Annotated in this window: 14 protein-coding genes and 1 pseudogene; 6 read left to right on the top strand and 9 right to left on the bottom strand. The window is 43.7% G+C overall.

Annotated elements, in window-relative coordinates:
* Positions 1–166: 166 nt before the first annotated feature.
* Together SWOO_RS24435 and SWOO_RS24430 are read left to right on the top strand one after the other, a co-directional pair.
* The gene (locus tag SWOO_RS24435; protein WP_012327324.1) at positions 167–961 is read left to right on the top strand and encodes a class I SAM-dependent methyltransferase; all 795 of its coding nucleotides are present in this window, start codon (positions 167–169) and stop codon (positions 959–961) included.
* A gap of 99 nt (positions 962–1,060) precedes the next feature.
* Positions 1,061–1,948 (top strand): transporter substrate-binding domain-containing protein, encoded by an 888-nt coding sequence (locus tag SWOO_RS24430; protein WP_012327323.1) that lies wholly within the window; start codon positions 1,061–1,063, stop codon positions 1,946–1,948.
* Positions 1,949–2,039: 91 nt separating this feature from the next.
* Here the strand turns inward: SWOO_RS24430 and SWOO_RS24425 are convergent, their stop codons facing one another.
* From SWOO_RS24425 to SWOO_RS24400, 6 genes are all read right to left on the bottom strand, one after another.
* Positions 2,040–2,606 carry a NapC/NirT family cytochrome c gene (locus SWOO_RS24425; protein ID WP_012327322.1) on the bottom strand — a complete coding sequence of 189 codons (567 nt, stop codon included), beginning with the start codon at positions 2,604–2,606 and terminating at the stop codon, positions 2,040–2,042.
* A gap of 56 nt (positions 2,607–2,662) precedes the next feature.
* Positions 2,663–4,129 carry a multiheme c-type cytochrome gene (locus tag SWOO_RS24420; RefSeq protein ID WP_012327321.1) on the bottom strand — a complete coding sequence of 489 codons (1,467 nt, stop codon included), beginning with the start codon at positions 4,127–4,129 and terminating at the stop codon, positions 2,663–2,665.
* Between the two features lie 481 nt (positions 4,130–4,610).
* Entirely contained in the window at positions 4,611–6,488 is a 1,878-nt protein-coding gene (locus SWOO_RS24415) for a M14 family metallopeptidase (protein WP_041418404.1), read from the bottom strand.
* A 328-nt stretch (positions 6,489–6,816) separates the two neighbouring features.
* Complete coding sequence (locus tag SWOO_RS24410; RefSeq protein ID WP_012327319.1) at positions 6,817–8,622, bottom strand: tectonin domain-containing protein; 1,806 nt, start codon at positions 8,620–8,622, stop codon at positions 6,817–6,819.
* A gap of 364 nt (positions 8,623–8,986) precedes the next feature.
* A complete protein-coding gene (locus tag SWOO_RS24405) occupies positions 8,987–10,201 on the bottom strand; it encodes a hypothetical protein (RefSeq protein ID WP_012327318.1) in 1,215 nt (404 codons plus the stop codon).
* Positions 10,202–10,506: 305 nt separating this feature from the next.
* Positions 10,507–11,652: a pyridoxal phosphate-dependent aminotransferase gene (locus SWOO_RS24400; RefSeq protein ID WP_041418403.1), complete on the bottom strand. Its 1,146-nt coding sequence runs from the start codon at positions 11,650–11,652 to the stop codon at positions 10,507–10,509.
* A gap of 468 nt (positions 11,653–12,120) precedes the next feature.
* On the opposite strand from SWOO_RS24400, the gene SWOO_RS24395 reads away from it, so the two are divergent.
* The 4 genes from SWOO_RS24395 (at position 12,121) to SWOO_RS24380 (ending at position 15,582) form a co-directional block, all read left to right on the top strand.
* Positions 12,121–12,471: a VOC family protein gene (locus SWOO_RS24395; RefSeq protein ID WP_041418402.1), complete on the top strand. Its 351-nt coding sequence runs from the start codon at positions 12,121–12,123 to the stop codon at positions 12,469–12,471.
* A gap of 174 nt (positions 12,472–12,645) precedes the next feature.
* Positions 12,646–13,623 (top strand): hypothetical protein, encoded by a 978-nt coding sequence (locus SWOO_RS24390; RefSeq protein WP_012327315.1) that lies wholly within the window; start codon positions 12,646–12,648, stop codon positions 13,621–13,623.
* 444 nt (positions 13,624–14,067) lie between these two features.
* The gene (locus tag SWOO_RS24385) at positions 14,068–14,589 is read left to right on the top strand and encodes a hypothetical protein (protein WP_012327314.1); all 522 of its coding nucleotides are present in this window, start codon (positions 14,068–14,070) and stop codon (positions 14,587–14,589) included.
* 87 nt (positions 14,590–14,676) lie between these two features.
* Positions 14,677–15,582, top strand: coding sequence for a GIY-YIG nuclease family protein (locus tag SWOO_RS24380; RefSeq protein WP_012327313.1), 906 nt, complete (start codon positions 14,677–14,679; stop codon positions 15,580–15,582).
* A gap of 22 nt (positions 15,583–15,604) precedes the next feature.
* Here the strand turns inward: SWOO_RS24380 and SWOO_RS24375 are convergent.
* From SWOO_RS24375 to SWOO_RS24365, 3 genes and pseudogenes are all read right to left on the bottom strand, one after another.
* A pseudogene (locus SWOO_RS24375) lies at positions 15,605–15,757 on the bottom strand (IS110 family transposase); the annotation flags it as partial.
* Positions 15,758–16,014: 257 nt separating this feature from the next.
* Entirely contained in the window at positions 16,015–16,248 is a 234-nt protein-coding gene (locus tag SWOO_RS24370) for a helix-turn-helix transcriptional regulator (protein ID WP_012327312.1), read from the bottom strand.
* Positions 16,249–16,266: 18 nt separating this feature from the next.
* Positions 16,267–16,689, bottom strand: coding sequence for a hypothetical protein (locus SWOO_RS24365; RefSeq protein ID WP_012327311.1), 423 nt, complete (start codon positions 16,687–16,689; stop codon positions 16,267–16,269).
* Positions 16,690–16,852: the final 163 nt, after the last annotated feature.

The following is a 16,852-nucleotide window of genomic DNA, read 5'->3' as shown; positions in this document are numbered from 1 at the left end:
TATTCATTAGCAGGGTTTGTGCCAAAAATGTATCCATATGTTTTTATTGTGTTATTTAGTTTTTTCTGAATAGTATGTTAGCTTATGTGCTTAATTGCTGGGAAAATGGACTAACTGTTTAGTGAATTTCCCTATATTGAGAAATTGGTAACTTGGGAATTTTAAGATGGACTATTTAGCAGTAAATAAAAGCGCATGGGATAAACGTACCAAGGTTCATGTTGGTTCAAAATTCTATGATGTTGACGGTTTTCTCTCTGGAAATAGTGCCTTACAGGAAATTGAGTTTGAAGAGCTAGATGTAAAGGGCAAGAGTTTATTACATCTACAGTGCCATTTTGGCTTAGATACTCTCTCATGGGCTCGGGAGGGGGCAGAGGTGACTGGAATCGATCTCTCTTCAGTTGCTATCGAGCAGGCAAGAGAGTTGGCAGTAAAGAGCCAGTTAGAAGCCAACTTTATCTGTAGCGATCTCTATAGTGCGGCGGACAAGCTTGAGCGTCAGTTTGATATTGTGTTTACCTCATATGGTGCTATCTGTTGGTTGCCTGATTTGAACAGATGGGCCCAAATGATCAAGCAGAGTTTAAAGCCTGGTGGTGAGTTTTATATGGCTGAGTTTCATCCTCTTGAGGCTCTGTTTGACGGTTATAGCTACTTTGCACAAGATGAGCCCGATGTCGATGAAGAGGGGACATACACAGAGAACTGTAGCGGTGAGAAAGAGACTTTAGTGAGCTGGCCTCATCCAATCTCAGAGGTCTTCAATGCACTTATTGCTGCTGGTCTTGAGATTAAACGCTATAACGAGTTTGATTTTAGTCCCTATGATGCGTTTGCAAACCTTGAGAAAGAGTTAGTGACAGATAAAAACGGTAAACAACATACCCGTTACGCGATGAAGCATAATGATCAACGAGTACCTCTGGTTTATTCAATCTCTGCGATAAATAATCCCTAGGCTATAAGTTGTAAATTGCACTGAAACTGCTTTTTCAATGATCATTATTCAGGTGTGTGTTATAAGCTAAAGATACTTATTTATCAGCACCTGTTGTTTATGCGAATTGTATTAGGTCTAGCTGTGTTGTTGTACGCCCACCTGACGTGGTCAGCAGAAGCTCTGCTGATCCAATCCCCTCAGTCTGAAGATGATGCCAGCTATCATTACTATGTTGATCTTATCTTTGAGGTGCTCAAGGAGACTCAAGGTGAATATGGGGTTGCCAAGTTAGTTGAAACTGGCTCTTCATATACCCAAAATCGTGGCTTAAATGCACTGGAGTCAGATCAGTTAACGATATTTTGGGCAGGGACAGATCCTAAAAGAGAAAAGCGATACCATGTTATTCGTATCCCCTTGATGGCTGGTCTATTGGGGATGCGTGTTCCTGTTGTTCACCGCTCACAATATCAAAAATTTCTCGCACTAGAGAGTGCTGAGCAGCTAAAACAACTCACTGCTTGTCAGGGAACTCACTGGCCAGATAGTTATGTGCTCGAACAAAATGGTTACCGAGTGGAAAGGGTGACAAAATTTGAGTCCATGTACTCTATGTTGAGGCAAGGACGTTGTGACTACTTTCCTCGAGGGATCGGAGAGGTTCACGCCGAGCTAGAGCATAGTATGAATCAAGATATGGTAGCGGTAGATAATCTACTGCTCACCTATCCTATGCCCATGTATGTTTTTCTTAACAAGAGAAATATGCAGTTAGCTAAGCGGTTGGAGCAGGGACTTAATGCCATGGTCGAGCGGGGAGATATTTTTGAGTTTGTTCGACAGCACCCTGCGACCCGCGGAGTATTTCCATTGGGCAAATACCATCAGGCTAAATTAGCCAGACTGACCAACCCTCTGCTATCGAATTCCACAGAGCTTGATAACCCGCTATTTTGGCTTCAACTTTCCCCTACTTCTGAGGGGGGAGTGCTTGAAAGTGAATGATAATACCAATCAAGATAAAAAGCCGCATGGAGAATGCGGCCTTTGTTGGAGATAAGGGCTGTTATCACAGCTTAAGTTTATCTTGTGATACCTAACGCTTAACAATCCGCTTATGAGTTAACCCTTGATGGCAATCAATACAGGTCTCCCCCCTCGCGGCTATCTTCTCATGATTTAGTCGTGCACGTTGTGGCTGCTTGGCTAAATCAAAGTTTTCACCTTGGTGACAGTAACGACAGTTAGCTGAGTCATTCTTCTTGAAATCTTCCCAAACACTCTCGGCCATGGCCGGTCTATGCTCTTCAAAGTTTTCTTTGGTAATGGTGCCAACCATCATATGGTAAACATCCTTCAACGCTATGGTCTTGACGATCATCTTATCGATAAAAGGATGAGGAACATGACAGTCAGAGCAGGTAGCTGGGATAGTCTCTCCATCACCAAAATGGGATGAAGCCTTATACTCCTGCACTATCGTGTCCATCTTAAGGTGACAACTAAAACAGAAAGCGTTTTGGTTAGATACCACCATCATGCCTTGAAACGATGTTGCGCCTAGCACCAATAGAAACACCCCGATGGGAATGCCCAAAGCTAATGGCCTCTTTAACCAGCTCCACAGTCGTTGCCACCGAGTTTTTTCCCCTTTGTTATTCACTAGAGTCTCCTCAGTTGGGGGAGAAAGGGGGCGATCATTACCCCCTAACTCGGTTGCTATTTACTTTCACTTAGGTAGCGAGCTTTAAACTCTTTCTGGGCTGCTTTACGGGCTGCCTTAACCTCATCTGGCTCATTACCAGTAAACCAGGCATGCTCTGGGCGAGCTAAGATCTCATCGAGAAGTTTGCGCGCCTTTTCTGCACCTTGGGTATTACCCTCATGCTCCGCTTTCTCTACTACCTCAAGATATTGAGGAACCATCTCTATGTAGAAGCGTTCTGCAACTTCAAACATGCCGTGCCATTGTACATAGTCCGGTGCTTGCATGGCGGCGCCGTGACGGGCACGTCGTCCCTCATGGTGCCAGAGGAAGAACCAGGTCCATTCTATCTCCTCATCAAAGGCGGTCTCCGTAAGCATCTTCTGCTCTTTCAACATACCCATTAGTCGTTTGCCAGGGCTGGCAAACTTGTCATTATAGAGATTAACTAAAGAGTCAAACTGCTGATAGAAGCTATCTGTCATCGATTTGGTGTGACAGGACTGACATACATCCTGCATATCGGCGCGTCTATCTTGCCAGCTCTTCACTTTGTGTCCCTGAGCTATCGCTTTAGCATCGATCTTCTCTGAAACCGCTGGACGTAAGGTCCAACTGATCCGGTCGCCAACATCATGGGTCACGGCTTGTTCGCGTGTGGCAGACATATGGCAGGTGGCACAAGTTGGTGCGGCATCATAGTCTTCACCGACAATCCACTTAGAGGAGTCTAAGTTCATGCGATCGACATTGGCGTAGAAGTTAATACCATGCTTAGACTCATCATAAACCTCTTTTTGAGGGTGATCTGGACCTAAGTGACACTTACCACAGGCCTCGGGACGACGAGCTTGAGTCATAGAGAACTCATGGCGTTGGTGACAAGCGGTACAGGCACCGATAGATCCGTCTGGATTGATACGACCAATACCTGTGTTTGGCCAAGTGGTTGGGTCAAGATCGCCATTAGGCAGCACTTTTACCTCTGAGCCGTGACACTGCCAGCAACCATTAACTGCTGCGGGTGACTTGCCATTAAAGGTCATTGCGCCTTCGACGACTTCAGCAAGGAAGTTATCTAGGGAGCCCATGATCTTACCAGCCTTAGCATGGTGGCTCTTGGTGAACTCCTCAACCTCTTGGTTATGGCACTGAGCACAGTCTTTAGGTGAGACGATAACCGAGATAAGTCTACCTTCATGCTTTATCGCATCTTTGTCACCTTTATCGGCTGCATGACATTCATAACAACCCACATTGGCCCCATAGTGCTTAGAGCGTCCCCATTGTGCATAGATGGAGGGATTTTTCTCTTTATGACAAGCGGCACACTCAGAGCTCTCATCACTTAGTTGTTTGAAAGGTTTTAACACCAGCGCTTTTGCTTCTGCATTTGCCGTAGATGTCCATGATAGGCTGACCACCGCGATGAGTGGGAGCAGTATCGATAAGCATCGCCGCACATTTCGAGCATATTCCATTTTATATACCTCTAATTGCACTTAAATTAACTCACAGTTTTTAAATCATCATTTACTTTGATTATTTTTCTTATTTCATTGCTAATCAGTTGTTAATAACAATGTCCCTTCAAGTTAAACCTGTATATTTTTCGCATGTTGATCTAAATCAATGGTTAATAAATGAACGCGAGATCGAGATCACACTTTGAAAAATAACCATGATATTTGTCAGGTTTATTAAAAAGCTGTGAGTGGTGATGCTTGGTGGGCGTTTTGCGTGATGCCGCTCAATGAGATCTGCTGTTTAATTTATCGATTTGTGCTGAATTTGTGACGTGGGTCTGCTGGGTGGAGTATAACTTGCTGGTTATAAACGAGTAATTATGATTGTCTGCAGATAACTGTTGGTAGGTGATTGGTATAGGAGATGGGAGAGGCTTTCACCGCTCCCATTGTATGACTGCAATTAAGAAAGATATCGGTTGCTGTTACTTTTGTCCTATTTTTGTCTTAACACTGGATACTTCATATATTGGTCATCGTAATAAGGGCTGCGCTCGTAAAACCAGCGTAACCTAGCTTTTGGATTGGTGGCGAATAGAGGATCGGCTAATGCCAGCTCAAACTCTGCCTGCAGTGCGGGGCTCTCTTCAAGCATCTGCCTCGCTAAAGGCTCTACTGCGTAGTTTTCAATATACTCAGTGCGGGTGAAAATAGGGTTAAACAGCCCCCATTGAAACAGTGAGTCTGGTGATTGTGGCTCCAGTAGCAGGATGGCCAGATCCCCCAATGGCTGTTTAGTATCTATCTTCACTGTACCGGCGGGAAGAGTTGTCTTTATTGAGTGCTTAGTGACTTGCGCATCGACACGTTGACGCCCTTCATAATCCTTAGTGGCAAACTCAGGCTGAGTAAATTGATACTGCTCCAGTGCCATCTCTGTTTCTTGTTCGGTGCGAGTTAGACGAATACCATGGTTCTCTAAGCGGGCTATGACCTCAGTCCATTGAGCGGGGATATAATAGGCGCTCGCTCTTTTTACTCGGACATCGGCGACTGTGTTACCGATAACAGGGAGATCTGGGTAAAGTTTAGGTTCACCTGTCCAGCGAACGACCTCATTGCCGCTTATTTCACTTTTCTCTAAGTGGTAATCGATCCCCTTAAAGTCCCAACCTTTGTCTTGCTGTTTCTCTTTCCAGCTTAAGGTCACCATAGGAGAGTAACTAAACTTATCTTTGCGGATGGCCGCTTTGAGTTTAGTGGCTTGTTGTCCAACAGTCTTGAGGGTGGACTCTAGCATCACATAGGTGCCAAGTACTCTCTGTTTAAAGGGTTTTAAGCTGTGGTTCTCGACTAAAATAGTGGGCAGGTGGCGGGCATCACCATAACCGTTAGAGTAGCGCGGACTGGCATTCCATAGCGACATTCCTTTAGTGATATCTGTGTTATCGATAGCAAAGACTAGGGGGCCTGGAATATGGCCTTGAGATGTTAAATCGGCTTCTATTGCTGGTCGATAGATCTTTTCGAGCCAATTATAACTGGCGGGGCTCAAACCTTGGGGTAGGTTATAACCGAAGGTGACATCGTATTGATAATCGATGCCGTCGGTTACGTGTACATCGATATAAAGATCTGGCTGCCAAGTGTTGATAGTTCTTAGCATGTGCTGCATCTCTAGTGAGTCAGCTTTAGCGTAATCTCGATTCAGGTTGAGGTTGTTGGCTGTAGTTCGCCAGCCCATATCCAGTGGCCCACGTTGGTTAACACGATTGTATTGTGTCGAACGTTCATGGCCATCAACACTGAAAATGGGCACAAAGAGTAGATTAGTCTTATTCAGCAACTCGCCTTTATCACCAATGATAATATCACGCAGTAGCATCATGCCTGCGTCTTTCCCATCGATCTCACCTGAGTGGATCCCTGCTTGTACCAGTACGCTGGGTTTGTCATTTTTAGCTAATGTCTCTGGTGTGGCTGCACCCTCTTGTGAGGCGATAATCATCCAGATATCTCGTCCTTGTGGGCTCTTACCTATACTCACTTTCTTCAGCTTATCGCTCTGGGCGATCAGCTTATCTAACCAGATAAAGGTTTCATCATAGCTCGGGCTGGTTTTTAGACCATGTTGTTCGAAGGGAGTCGCCCATTCAGCGTCGGCGCCGAGTAGCAGCTCTTCACTCTTGCCATGCCACTCGATAGCAGGTGGCAATATTTTATCGTTGATGTAACTGTTGGCAATTTGTGGTGTGGCAGTTTTGGGAGTGTTATCTGTGGCTGTTTGGGTATCATTTGCAGTGGCAAATGTGCTGGTGGTACTGCTTGCGCTGATCGTTAGTAGAGTAATGATTGATAGAGGGGCTAAACGCATATCCATGGCCTTTATTAGTCTTGTTATTGTCACTGTTATTCTTGTTAGTACCGCTATTGTTATCTGTGTAGGTATTCGTTTCGGTATCAAACTCGTCAGACATATTTCATTAAAATGCGAGTTAACACAAGGGGGGGGAGCTAAAGTCTGGCCACATATTTGAACCGCCTTGAAATGAAGGCTGATTATATTTTCTAAGCTTTAATTGACTTGTTTAGAGGTATAGCTATTACAAAGTGAGCACATAGGGCATGGTATTGCCGCAGCCATTAAAAAGGCCGGTTGTTGAAACCGGCCTTAAATTTTTTGAACTGTTAATAGGGGGTCGTTATCTGGCAGATACGGTTTTCATTTGCCCGAGTGATTGCCAACGGCTTCCATCACGATAATAAACAGTATTGTTACTGTTTACTCCCCAGACATTACCATGGGTGCCTGCCGAAATTTGCTTCAGGCTGCCGCCTATCTTACTCCAGCCTGATCCATTCCAACGCCAGATAGAGTTGTTAGGCGCAATGCCCCAAACTTCGCTGCCATTATCATTAACCGATATCTGCTTTAGGCCGCCGTTGATACGGGACCAGCTGCCGGCGGCAGTGCGTTTGAAGATACGGTTGTTTGAGGTGGTTGCCCACAATATGCCATTATCGGTGGTATCTACAGTTACCAGCTTCTCACCGCTATTAAGTGATGGGCGGCTAAGACCTGTCCAACGATTGTTGGTGCGATCTCTTTGGTATAGATTGCCATGGGTATTAACGCCAACCACGCGTCCTTTCCCTGCAACTTGAATATGGGTGAGAGCCCCCGAAACCCTTTGCCAGCTAGCATGTTGACTAGGGCGAAACCAAATACTTTGGCCTGAAAGTCCCCATACTTCACCACTGCTGGTGGAGGACAGTTGATTCAGCGCACCTGAGTTATGTACCCAACCAGCACCAGAGAGATTATGGCGGGTTCGAACATAGCGGTTGGTGTCTGTGGCATCGGCAGGGCGGAAGTTATTCTTCAATCTGGCCTGATAGGTGTGAAACTCATTTTGGCGTTGATCTATTACTGCTTGGGTGCAGCCTGTTTTGTTATGAACATTACTACAGTCCCAAGCCATGGGCATCTCTACCGATATTGCTCCCCAATTGGCAGCATTGTTCATTGCTCCCTTGAGTTCATTGACGCCGAAAGGCTTATTTGCGTCGTCTTTAAATACATTGGTTTGGAAATAAACCGGATCCCCTGCTTGTGCAACCTCAAACAGGAGCTGGTTGATTGAGCCATCATTGTTGACTTCATCATGGCGCAGACTGTTATTACCTAATATACAGCGCTTCCCTAGCTTGCTACTGTTTCGGCATTCATCAAAGAGTTGTTTAGTCTTATTGTAGTTACTGTTCTTCTCTCCATTGCTGTAGTTATACTCCTGATAAAGGTGACTACCAAATAGGGTTGGCGTGTTGTGCCAGTTGTCAGCATGTATCTGTATTTGGCGCTGCAGGCAGGCATAGTCTTTTTCATTGGTGTAGCGATTTCCACCAAGTGCGCGCATGGCTGACATATTCGTTGAGCGTACCTCCTTACGACCCGTTCGATTCCACATTATCTCTGTATGTACAGTCATACACATGGAGGCCGCTACACCACCTACAGAGTCATTATCGTCGTAACGAGTGGCAGCTGCCTGCATTAGATCTTCATAATGGTTTTGGTAGGGGGAGTTCCAAAATAGGGGTAATTGGTGAGTTTGGTTAGCACTGGTATCTTTAAAGTACCAAGTAATCTTATTCACGTTTGGATCATTCTTAACCCAGTCTGGTGAATAGACGCCAGTACGAATCCGGATCATTACCTTATAGCCATCCTTATTGGAAACGCCTTTTCCTGAGTTGTGGGTCTGAGCTGAGGTTATAGCGTTATCAATCACGCTCCAGTTAAATTGGCCTTTCACTGGCTCAATATCTTTCCAGTAGACCTGACAATATCCGGCAGCCATATTGCCTCGTGGTGCCTCGCATTTAGTGCCGTCATATTTTCCACGCATGATTAACCCTGAAGGGTAGGGCTTAATTGCAGCTTGGATTGAAGTGCTTAAACCTGCCAATAGCAGCAGTGAAAGCAATGATTTAGTGCTGAGGTTCATAGTGTATCCCCATGAGTCTTGTTATTTAGTGTTGCCCTTTAGGCAAGCTTATTTTTAGTAACAACGGACTCAACTGCAGACTTCTAATTCCGTCGATTATCTATATATATTATAAATACGACAAAAATAAAAGAGAATAATGTGAGTGGTTGCTTACTTTGAAACCTTCATCAATAAGGGAGGATGCGATATGTAATGTTGAGGTTAGGGGCTGAGAGATAAATTTATAGCCAGATTGTTCTGGTAAAATAGTAATGAAGTCAAAGAGCTAATTTGGAGTTGTATCTGGAACTAGAGCGTCCATGTTTATCATTCATGGTCGCTCTATTGAGCGCTGTTAAGTAAGGTAACAGCTTGTCCGTTTTTACTTGGTTTCTTTTACGGGGCTTATTCTGACAACATTGTCTTTCAATCTGTTTTGATAGCTGTGGAACTCACCCTGACGTTGCTTAACCGTGGCTGAGCTACAACCACTTTTATTGAAGTAATCACTGCAATCCCAAGCCATAGGTATCTCTACTGCAACCGCTCCCCAGTTAGCGGCATTATCCATGGCACCTTTTAGCTCATCGACACCAAAGCGCTTTTTACGATCACTCTTAAATACATTGGTTTGGAAATAGACAGGATCGCCTGCTTGAGCAATTTCAAAAAGCAGCTGATTGACTGAGCCGTCGTTGTTAACCTCATCGTGGCGCAGGCTGTTATTACCCAATACGCAGCGTTTACCTAACTTACTACTTGAGCGGCACTCATTAAAAAGCTGTTTAGTTTTGTTGTAATCGCTGCTTTTACCACCGTTACTGTAGTTGTAAACTTGGTACAGGTGGCTTCCAAACAGGGTTGGTGTTTTTTGCCAGGTGTTCGAATGGATCTGTATTTGGCGTTGCAGGCAGGCATAGTCTTTCTCATTGGTATAGCTCTTATCGCCAAGGGCGCGCATGGTTGACATATTAGCGGCCCGAACCTCCTTTCTTCCTGTACGGTTCCACATAATTTCAGTGTGAACAGTCATACACATGGATGCCGCAACTCCGCCTATACTTAGCTCATTGTCATAACGGTTAGCAGCTGCTTGCATCAGGTTTTCATAGTGATTTTGATAGGGTGTATTCCAAAATAGGGGGAGTTGGAAGGTCTGTTTAGGGCTTGAGTTCTTGAACTGCCATGAGATCTTGCCTACGTTGGGATCACTCTTTACCCAGTCTGGGGCGTACACGCCAGTACGAATACGTATCATCACCTTGTAGCCATCTTTGTCAGTGAGGCCCTGTGCAGCATTGTAACTTTTGGCTGCGGTGACAGCCCTATCGATTACGCTCCAGTTAAATTGTCCCTTTACAGGTTCTATATCTTTCCAGTAAACCTGACAATAACCCGCCGCCATATTACCTCTAGGCGTTTCACACTTGGTACCATCATATTTTCCGCGCATGATTAACCCTGCTGTGTAGGGTTTTATACTTGCTTGGATTGGCGAGCTGCCCACTTTAGAGTAGGGCTTAACAGCGGCTTGGAGCGGCATGGCTAAACTTACAAATAGCAGGAGTGAAAGCAAGCTTCTGGTATTGAGGTTCATCTTATATCCCTTGAGTCTTGATCATTTACTGTTCATCCTCGGACAAACTCATACAGTTAGTGACAGCGGGCTTAACTCTATAGTGTTAATTCCGATAACTAGATAAATAAGTAATATAAATGTGATAAAAAATAAAGGGGCTTTACATAAATAGACATTTCTTTGAAGTTTCTGGCATTCGGACTCTAGCAGGAGGCTAAGCTATTCTCGAGTTGGAGATGTATATTTAAGATGATGTGAAACACCAAGCCATTATGTGGCTGGTGTTTCATTAAGAGAGTAAGCAAACATCACTTGGACAGTGATTAGATCCAGCCCTGCTGGCGGAATTTTGCCAAGGTTTTACAGAAGTATTGCATTTGAGCTGGAGTACCAATGGACAAACGATTCCAGCCCTCACCATGATTGAAAGGGCGTCCGACTAAAATACCAGCCTGCTCCATGCGCTCCATATATTGCTGACTATCTCCTGTTACTTTATGGAAAATAAAATTGGTCTCGCTTGGCAGATAATCTAAGCCCAGCCTCTCCAGTTGCTGATAAACCAACTCTTTAGCCTGATGATTCGATTTAAGACTTAATTCGAGCCACTCGGGGCTTATTAGTGAAGCCGTTGCGGCAACACAACCCAGTAGGTTAGCGTTATCAATACTTGCCTGAGCTTGCATGGCGTTAATGAGAGTTGGATGTGCTATGCCATAACCGACACGCAAACCTGCTAGGGCATAGATTTTTGAGAAGGTACGACACACGACAATATTGGATTGCCCCTGCTGTATCCGCGCAACGGCAGAGACAAATTCAGGCTGGTTAACATATTCGACATAGGCTTCATCGATAATAAAACTCAGTTGAGATGAGGCTTTATCTAACCACTGGTTCAAAGGGCTTTGGGGGAGCAAAACTCCAGTTGGATTATTAGGGTTACATAGATAAACAATGGATGGTCCCTTATGTGCTTCAACTTTAGCTTGCACCTCTGCTAAGTCTGTCTGCCATTGGCTATCGAGTTTGACTTTGACCACAGGGATCCCACGTGCCTGTGCATAGTCGATGATCACTCCATAGCTAGGATCTGGCATAACCAACTGGCAATTGGTTTGTGCTAATGCATCGAGTGCCATCTTTAGGACCTCTGAAGATCCATTACCATAAATAAGGTGTGAGTTGCTCAATGATAGCGACTGGCTTAAGCCTGCCATTAAGTCACTGCGAGCTTTATCTGGATAGCGCCAAACTTGAGGCAGTGCCTTGTTGATCGCTTGTTGAGCTCTAGGCGCTATACCTAGCGGGTTCTCATTGAAGTTAAGCGGGATAGGCTGGTCTTCGGCAATGCCATTACTGTTGGTTGAACTGCTAGATAGTAGCTCTGTAGCTGTGTTTGAACTGCTACAACCAAGGGTTAATAGGCTGGCACCTAAGCTGCCACAGAGAAATTTACGACGATTCATTTGCATTTTTAGTTATTATTTTTAAGTGATTATTCACTTATATTGATGTGTAATAACGACTTGAGCTAGCTTCAACCTGTTTTTTTGAGCTGTTGTTCACATAAATATGCTTTTATCTTGGAAGAAGAGCGGGCTTCGCCCTGCTAGGACGGCACAGCGTGCCTACGAGATCGTTCGCAAGCTCACTGCTAGGGCGCTTCGCTGCCAGTGAAAAGCAAAAAACGGTTTTGGAGAGTGTTGATTATCTACTGCTGAGTCGTTAGTTTATTAATTAGTAATGACTTACTTTGTAATGTTTTCTATGGATGTTCTGATAGCGCTTATTGAGAGTTCTATTTGGAATTCAGCCTCATATTTTTCATGTGATCAGGATGGTTTATGAAACATATTCTAGCATTGGTGCTGTCTTTATTTATTGCTAGCACAAGCGCAAATAATTTAGGTGAGATAAAGGATGAAACTACCGAAATGACTCAACACAATAAAATTAACTATATTGAAATCCCCGCAAAAAATATTGAAGCAACAAAAGCCTTCTTTAGTGAGGTGTTTGATTGGTCATTTGTGGATTATGGCCCAGATTATTGTAGCTTTGGGGGGCAGGGCGTTGATGGAGGCTTTTTTAAATCAGAATTAGTTGTTTCTACTCAGAATGGAAGCCCGCTAATTGTGCTTTATAGTAATTCGCTAGAGGAAACTCAAGCAAAGATTGAAAAATCAGGTGGTAAAACAATTAAGCCTATTTTTTCATTTCCAGGTGGAAGAAGATTCCACTTTAGCGATCCAAGTGGAAATGAATTTGCAGTTTGGTCAGAGTGATTACGTAGCAGGGCGGGCTTCGCCCAGCTAGGGCGGCCTGCGTGCCTACGAGGTCGTTCACAAGCTCACTACTAGGGCGCTTTGCTGCGAGAATAAATAGGGCCACCCACAATAAATTGTGCGTTTTTCATCCGCCTACTAAACTTTGGTTATTGGTAGAAGTAGGAAGTTAATATGCCCCGCCCCAGAAGAACACAAATGAGCATTGAAGACACGTCTTGGTACCATTGTTGCTCAAGAGTGACACGCCGTGCCTGTCTATTTGGAAATGATGAGCTTACGGGAAAGAATTATGATTATAGGCGTGATTGGGTTGAGTCTCTGCTACTCAAGTTAGGTGATATTTTTGCTATTGATGTAGCGGCTTATGCGGTGATGTCGAATCATCTACATGTCGTGCTGTATATTGACATTGAAACAGTGAATAGATGGTCAGATAGAACGGTAGTAGAGCAGTGGCATCAACTGTTTAACGGTACCGAGTTGACTCAAAGGTTTGCTAAGGGTGAAGTGATAGAAGAGTATCAAGTTGCTAAGTTAAAACACCTTGTTGGCATTTACCGCTCACGCTTATGTGATATATCTTGGTTTATGAGGTGTCTTAATGAGCCAATTGCTCGTATGGCTAATAAGGAGGACAAGTGTACAGGCCGTTTCTGGGAGGGAAGGTTTAAGAGTCAGGCTCTGCTTGATGAAGCTGCGGTGCTGGCCTGTATGGCTTATGTTGAGCTCAACCCTATTCGAGCCCAAATGGCTGATACGCTTGAGAGTTCAGACCACACGAGTATACAACTTAGAGTAAATGCTGCGTTGAAAGGTGAGCAACCTACTCAATTACTGCCCTTTATTGGAGATGAGCGGCTTAATCAACCTAAAGGCATCAATTTTGCCCTAAAAGATTACTTAGAATTGGTTGATGAAACAGGTAGAATTATCCGTAATGATAAGCGAGGTTCTATCTCTGCTAACAGCACAAAGATACTGACGAGGTTACATATTTCATCGGACAACTGGATAAAGCTCACCTCAGAGTTTGGCGAACTGTTTCACGGCCCTGTTGGCAACACGCAAGAATTAACATCTTTTTGTGAGCACCTTCAAAAGCGTCGACGACACTTTGCCCAGTGTTGCAAGTATCTTGAAGATGGTTAATCGTCAGGTGTAACTTAACTTCCCCCACATACATCACTCTTCATTTAATTCAATTTTCTTCAATAGGTTGAGCTTACTAGCCCTGCCTGAAATCCATTATTTTGTCGATAAATAACCACATTAACTGGCCGAAAGCAGATTAAGTGGCAGTGAGATCGACGAGTTGACAACTTTAATGGCAGGCTAAGTTGAAAGCTTGTTTAGTTAGCGCTATGTTATTGATTTGTTGTGGGTGGCTTTCGAATTCTCGTAAGATGAAAGTGTGCGACTAAGTTTTGTCCGAGAGTGTATGGGATACAATTTAGCTATGCATGTCTCAATACGTTGTATTAATGAGGTATATAGTGTTGATGCCCGTGCACGCTTTCCCGAGAGAACTTGGCAAAACGCGCAAGTCGTGTATACAAATGTTAGCTTCCCAGTAGAAGAGTATCGGAGAAATTATTGAATAAGGACGATCTAAATTGGAGTGCAATTCCTAATCTTGCTTCCCAGATTAGAGTTTGCGATGAATCAGGGCTAATTACACCAAGTCTCGCTATGTGTTTTATATCAATAGACTCATTAGCTAGCCTTTCTCGCCCAATCGATAAAGCTAGAGTTACGAGAATTGATTTTATTACTTGGGTTGATCGTTACCTACGTTGCCATCCAGAACAAACGTACAAATATAATGGCAAAGATGTTTATGCGGCTAGGTGTTCGTTCCTACATACATATGGCGCCACCTCAGAACTGCATGAAAAAGATACGACTACAATAAAATTTGTATATCACGATGGCGGTCGGCATGCTTACAAACCTGAGATTAACTCAGCCCTCGTTGTTATTGGTGTGCGATCTTTCACAAATGATGTTATATGCGCGATGGAAAGCTTTATGGCAGAGTGTGAAAAAGATAAAGAGCTTAGAGCTAGGGTAGAGTCCAGGTTAAATGAGCTATTTAATATAATACCAATTCAGTAAACAGCAGCTAACAAGCACAGCCAGTCGGACGCGTGAACGCGCCGCTGCTGTGGGCGTTAAATGCCTTATTGAAAAATTGAGAACTATATGAGTATTGGTAGAACAATTAGAATATATCTAGATGATGGTTCGATTTCCGGGATCAGGCATGCTGAAATTGTTAACTGGACTGGACAAGCAATATCTGCACCTCGAACTCAGGTGAAGTCTTTGTCTGACTGGGAAGAGTCAAAAAAGCCGGGTGTATATTTTCTTTTTGGAGTGGATGAAACTTCTGGAAACTCAGCTGTTTATATTGGGGAAGCAGAGAATGTTCTGGATCGTTTACAAAGCCATGTTGCTACCAAAGACTTCTGGAATGAAGTAGTTTTGTTCACAAATAAAGATGAAAATCTAACTAAATCTCATGTCAAATACCTTGAATCTAGACTAGTGCAATTTGCTAAATCAGCAGAGAGATACGTTGTTCTAAATGGTAATGAACCTCAACAGCCTGTATTACCACGAGGTGATCGTGATGCCATGGAAGAGTTCCTATCAAATATCAGGGTACTTTTAGGTGTTATTGGTCACAAAGCACTAGAGTCATTAGCTCAACATGAGGTACCTAAGTCGCTTGAAAATCAAGCGCATGAAGAAAGTGCTCTTGCTTCAAATAACAGCAATTTTAGCTTAAAGGTTAAGGGAATATCCGCAAAGGCAGTGTTAACTGATGAGGGTATCGTAGTGTTATCCGGTTCAATGGTAGCTGATAAAATTAGGGATAGTCTTTCAACAGGCTATCAAAAACTTCGTGCAGAATTAATTGATTCAGGTGCAGTGGTAAAAGGTAGTGACGGTATTCTTCGGTTTACCAGAGATCGTCTTTTCACTAGCCCATCACAGGCTGCTGCAATAATAGCTGGCTATGCGATTAATGGGCGTCATCATTGGCAGACTGAGAGTGGAAAAACACTAAAAGCAGTTGAAGAGTCAGAGGCTACCAGCATTTAACAAGAGACTATGGCGTCAATAGCTAAATTTGAGCTTTTGGCGCTTCCCACATTACACCATCTTTTAGCATCGAGTTTAACGTTACAACCATTTTTCTAATACAGGCAATAATGGCCACTTTCTTTGGTTTTCCGGCCGCGACTAAACGTTGGTAAGTAGCCTTGAAAATAGGGTTTAAAACAAAGGGGTCGTAGCCAATTGGCTTCATTCGAAGAGATAAACACTCGGGTGTGAATGCGGCTGTGGGCGTTGGTGGCAAGGATGCCACCGTCGAGCGTATAGGGACATATTTATAGTGTCCCACGGAAGTATTTACACATTAGGCCTGCTGCAAGCAATAAACATCAATGAAGCCATGCTTACCTAAAAGTAATTAAATACAAAACTAACTCAACCAAAAAGATATTTGAAACTTGTTATCTGACAAGAGCCCTAACTTGTGAGAGATAGCATAGATTTATCTGAATCTATCCTAACTTCATCATCGAAAATGGCCTCAATCGGAGTATCAAAAAGCCTGGCTAATTTAAACGCCAACGGCAAACTGGGATCATACTTTCCCTTCTCAATAGCGTTGACGGTTTGTCGGGAAACATCGAGTTTCTCGGCTAAATCAGCTTGGGTCCAGTCTTGTTCAGCGCGGAGCACTTTTAAGCGGTTTTTCATCTTTCTAAAATCCTAAGGCTAGCGGTATCTAAGTCTGCCACTGATAATGCCGACCATATAGGTTAATGCCATAAGTGCAATAAGGTAGGCCGAATCTAACTCCGGAAGGATGCCATTTTTATCTAAGATTGAATAGCTTGAGAAGCTGATAATGGTCACGCCGACAGAAAGTGCTAAAGCATCTAGCTGGATCTTGCGCTCCATCTCATCGAGTTCGATAAGAAAGTGTCGGTAGGAAAATACCATGGTTATGCCTATCCCTGTGTGGAGCAGGAAGGCGATAGCGATCGGGATTTCAGTAAACCATGCTTGTGTGGACAGGTACGAGGTGAGCATTAGGCTGAACGCCCATAGTAGCGCGAGTATGTTTACCTTATTGGCATTTCTAATATCCCGTGAAGGTAGGCCCTTAGAGCAGATCGCATTTAAAATCGTTTTCATTGTCTCTCTCCATAAGTCTCTAGCGATGTTCTTCAAATTAGGTGGATACATATGATGTAAAGCACCCTTTACCTGTGAAGATAATTTAACCAAAACATAAAGTCAAGTCTGCTTTACCTTATGATAGGCTTGTTTAACTTTTTAGAGATGGGAAACCTAGGGG

The organism is Shewanella woodyi ATCC 51908 (assembly GCF_000019525.1).
GTDB classification, from domain to species: domain Bacteria; phylum Pseudomonadota; class Gammaproteobacteria; order Enterobacterales; family Shewanellaceae; genus Shewanella; species Shewanella woodyi.
This window is presented reverse-complemented; position numbering and strand designations above follow the sequence as displayed.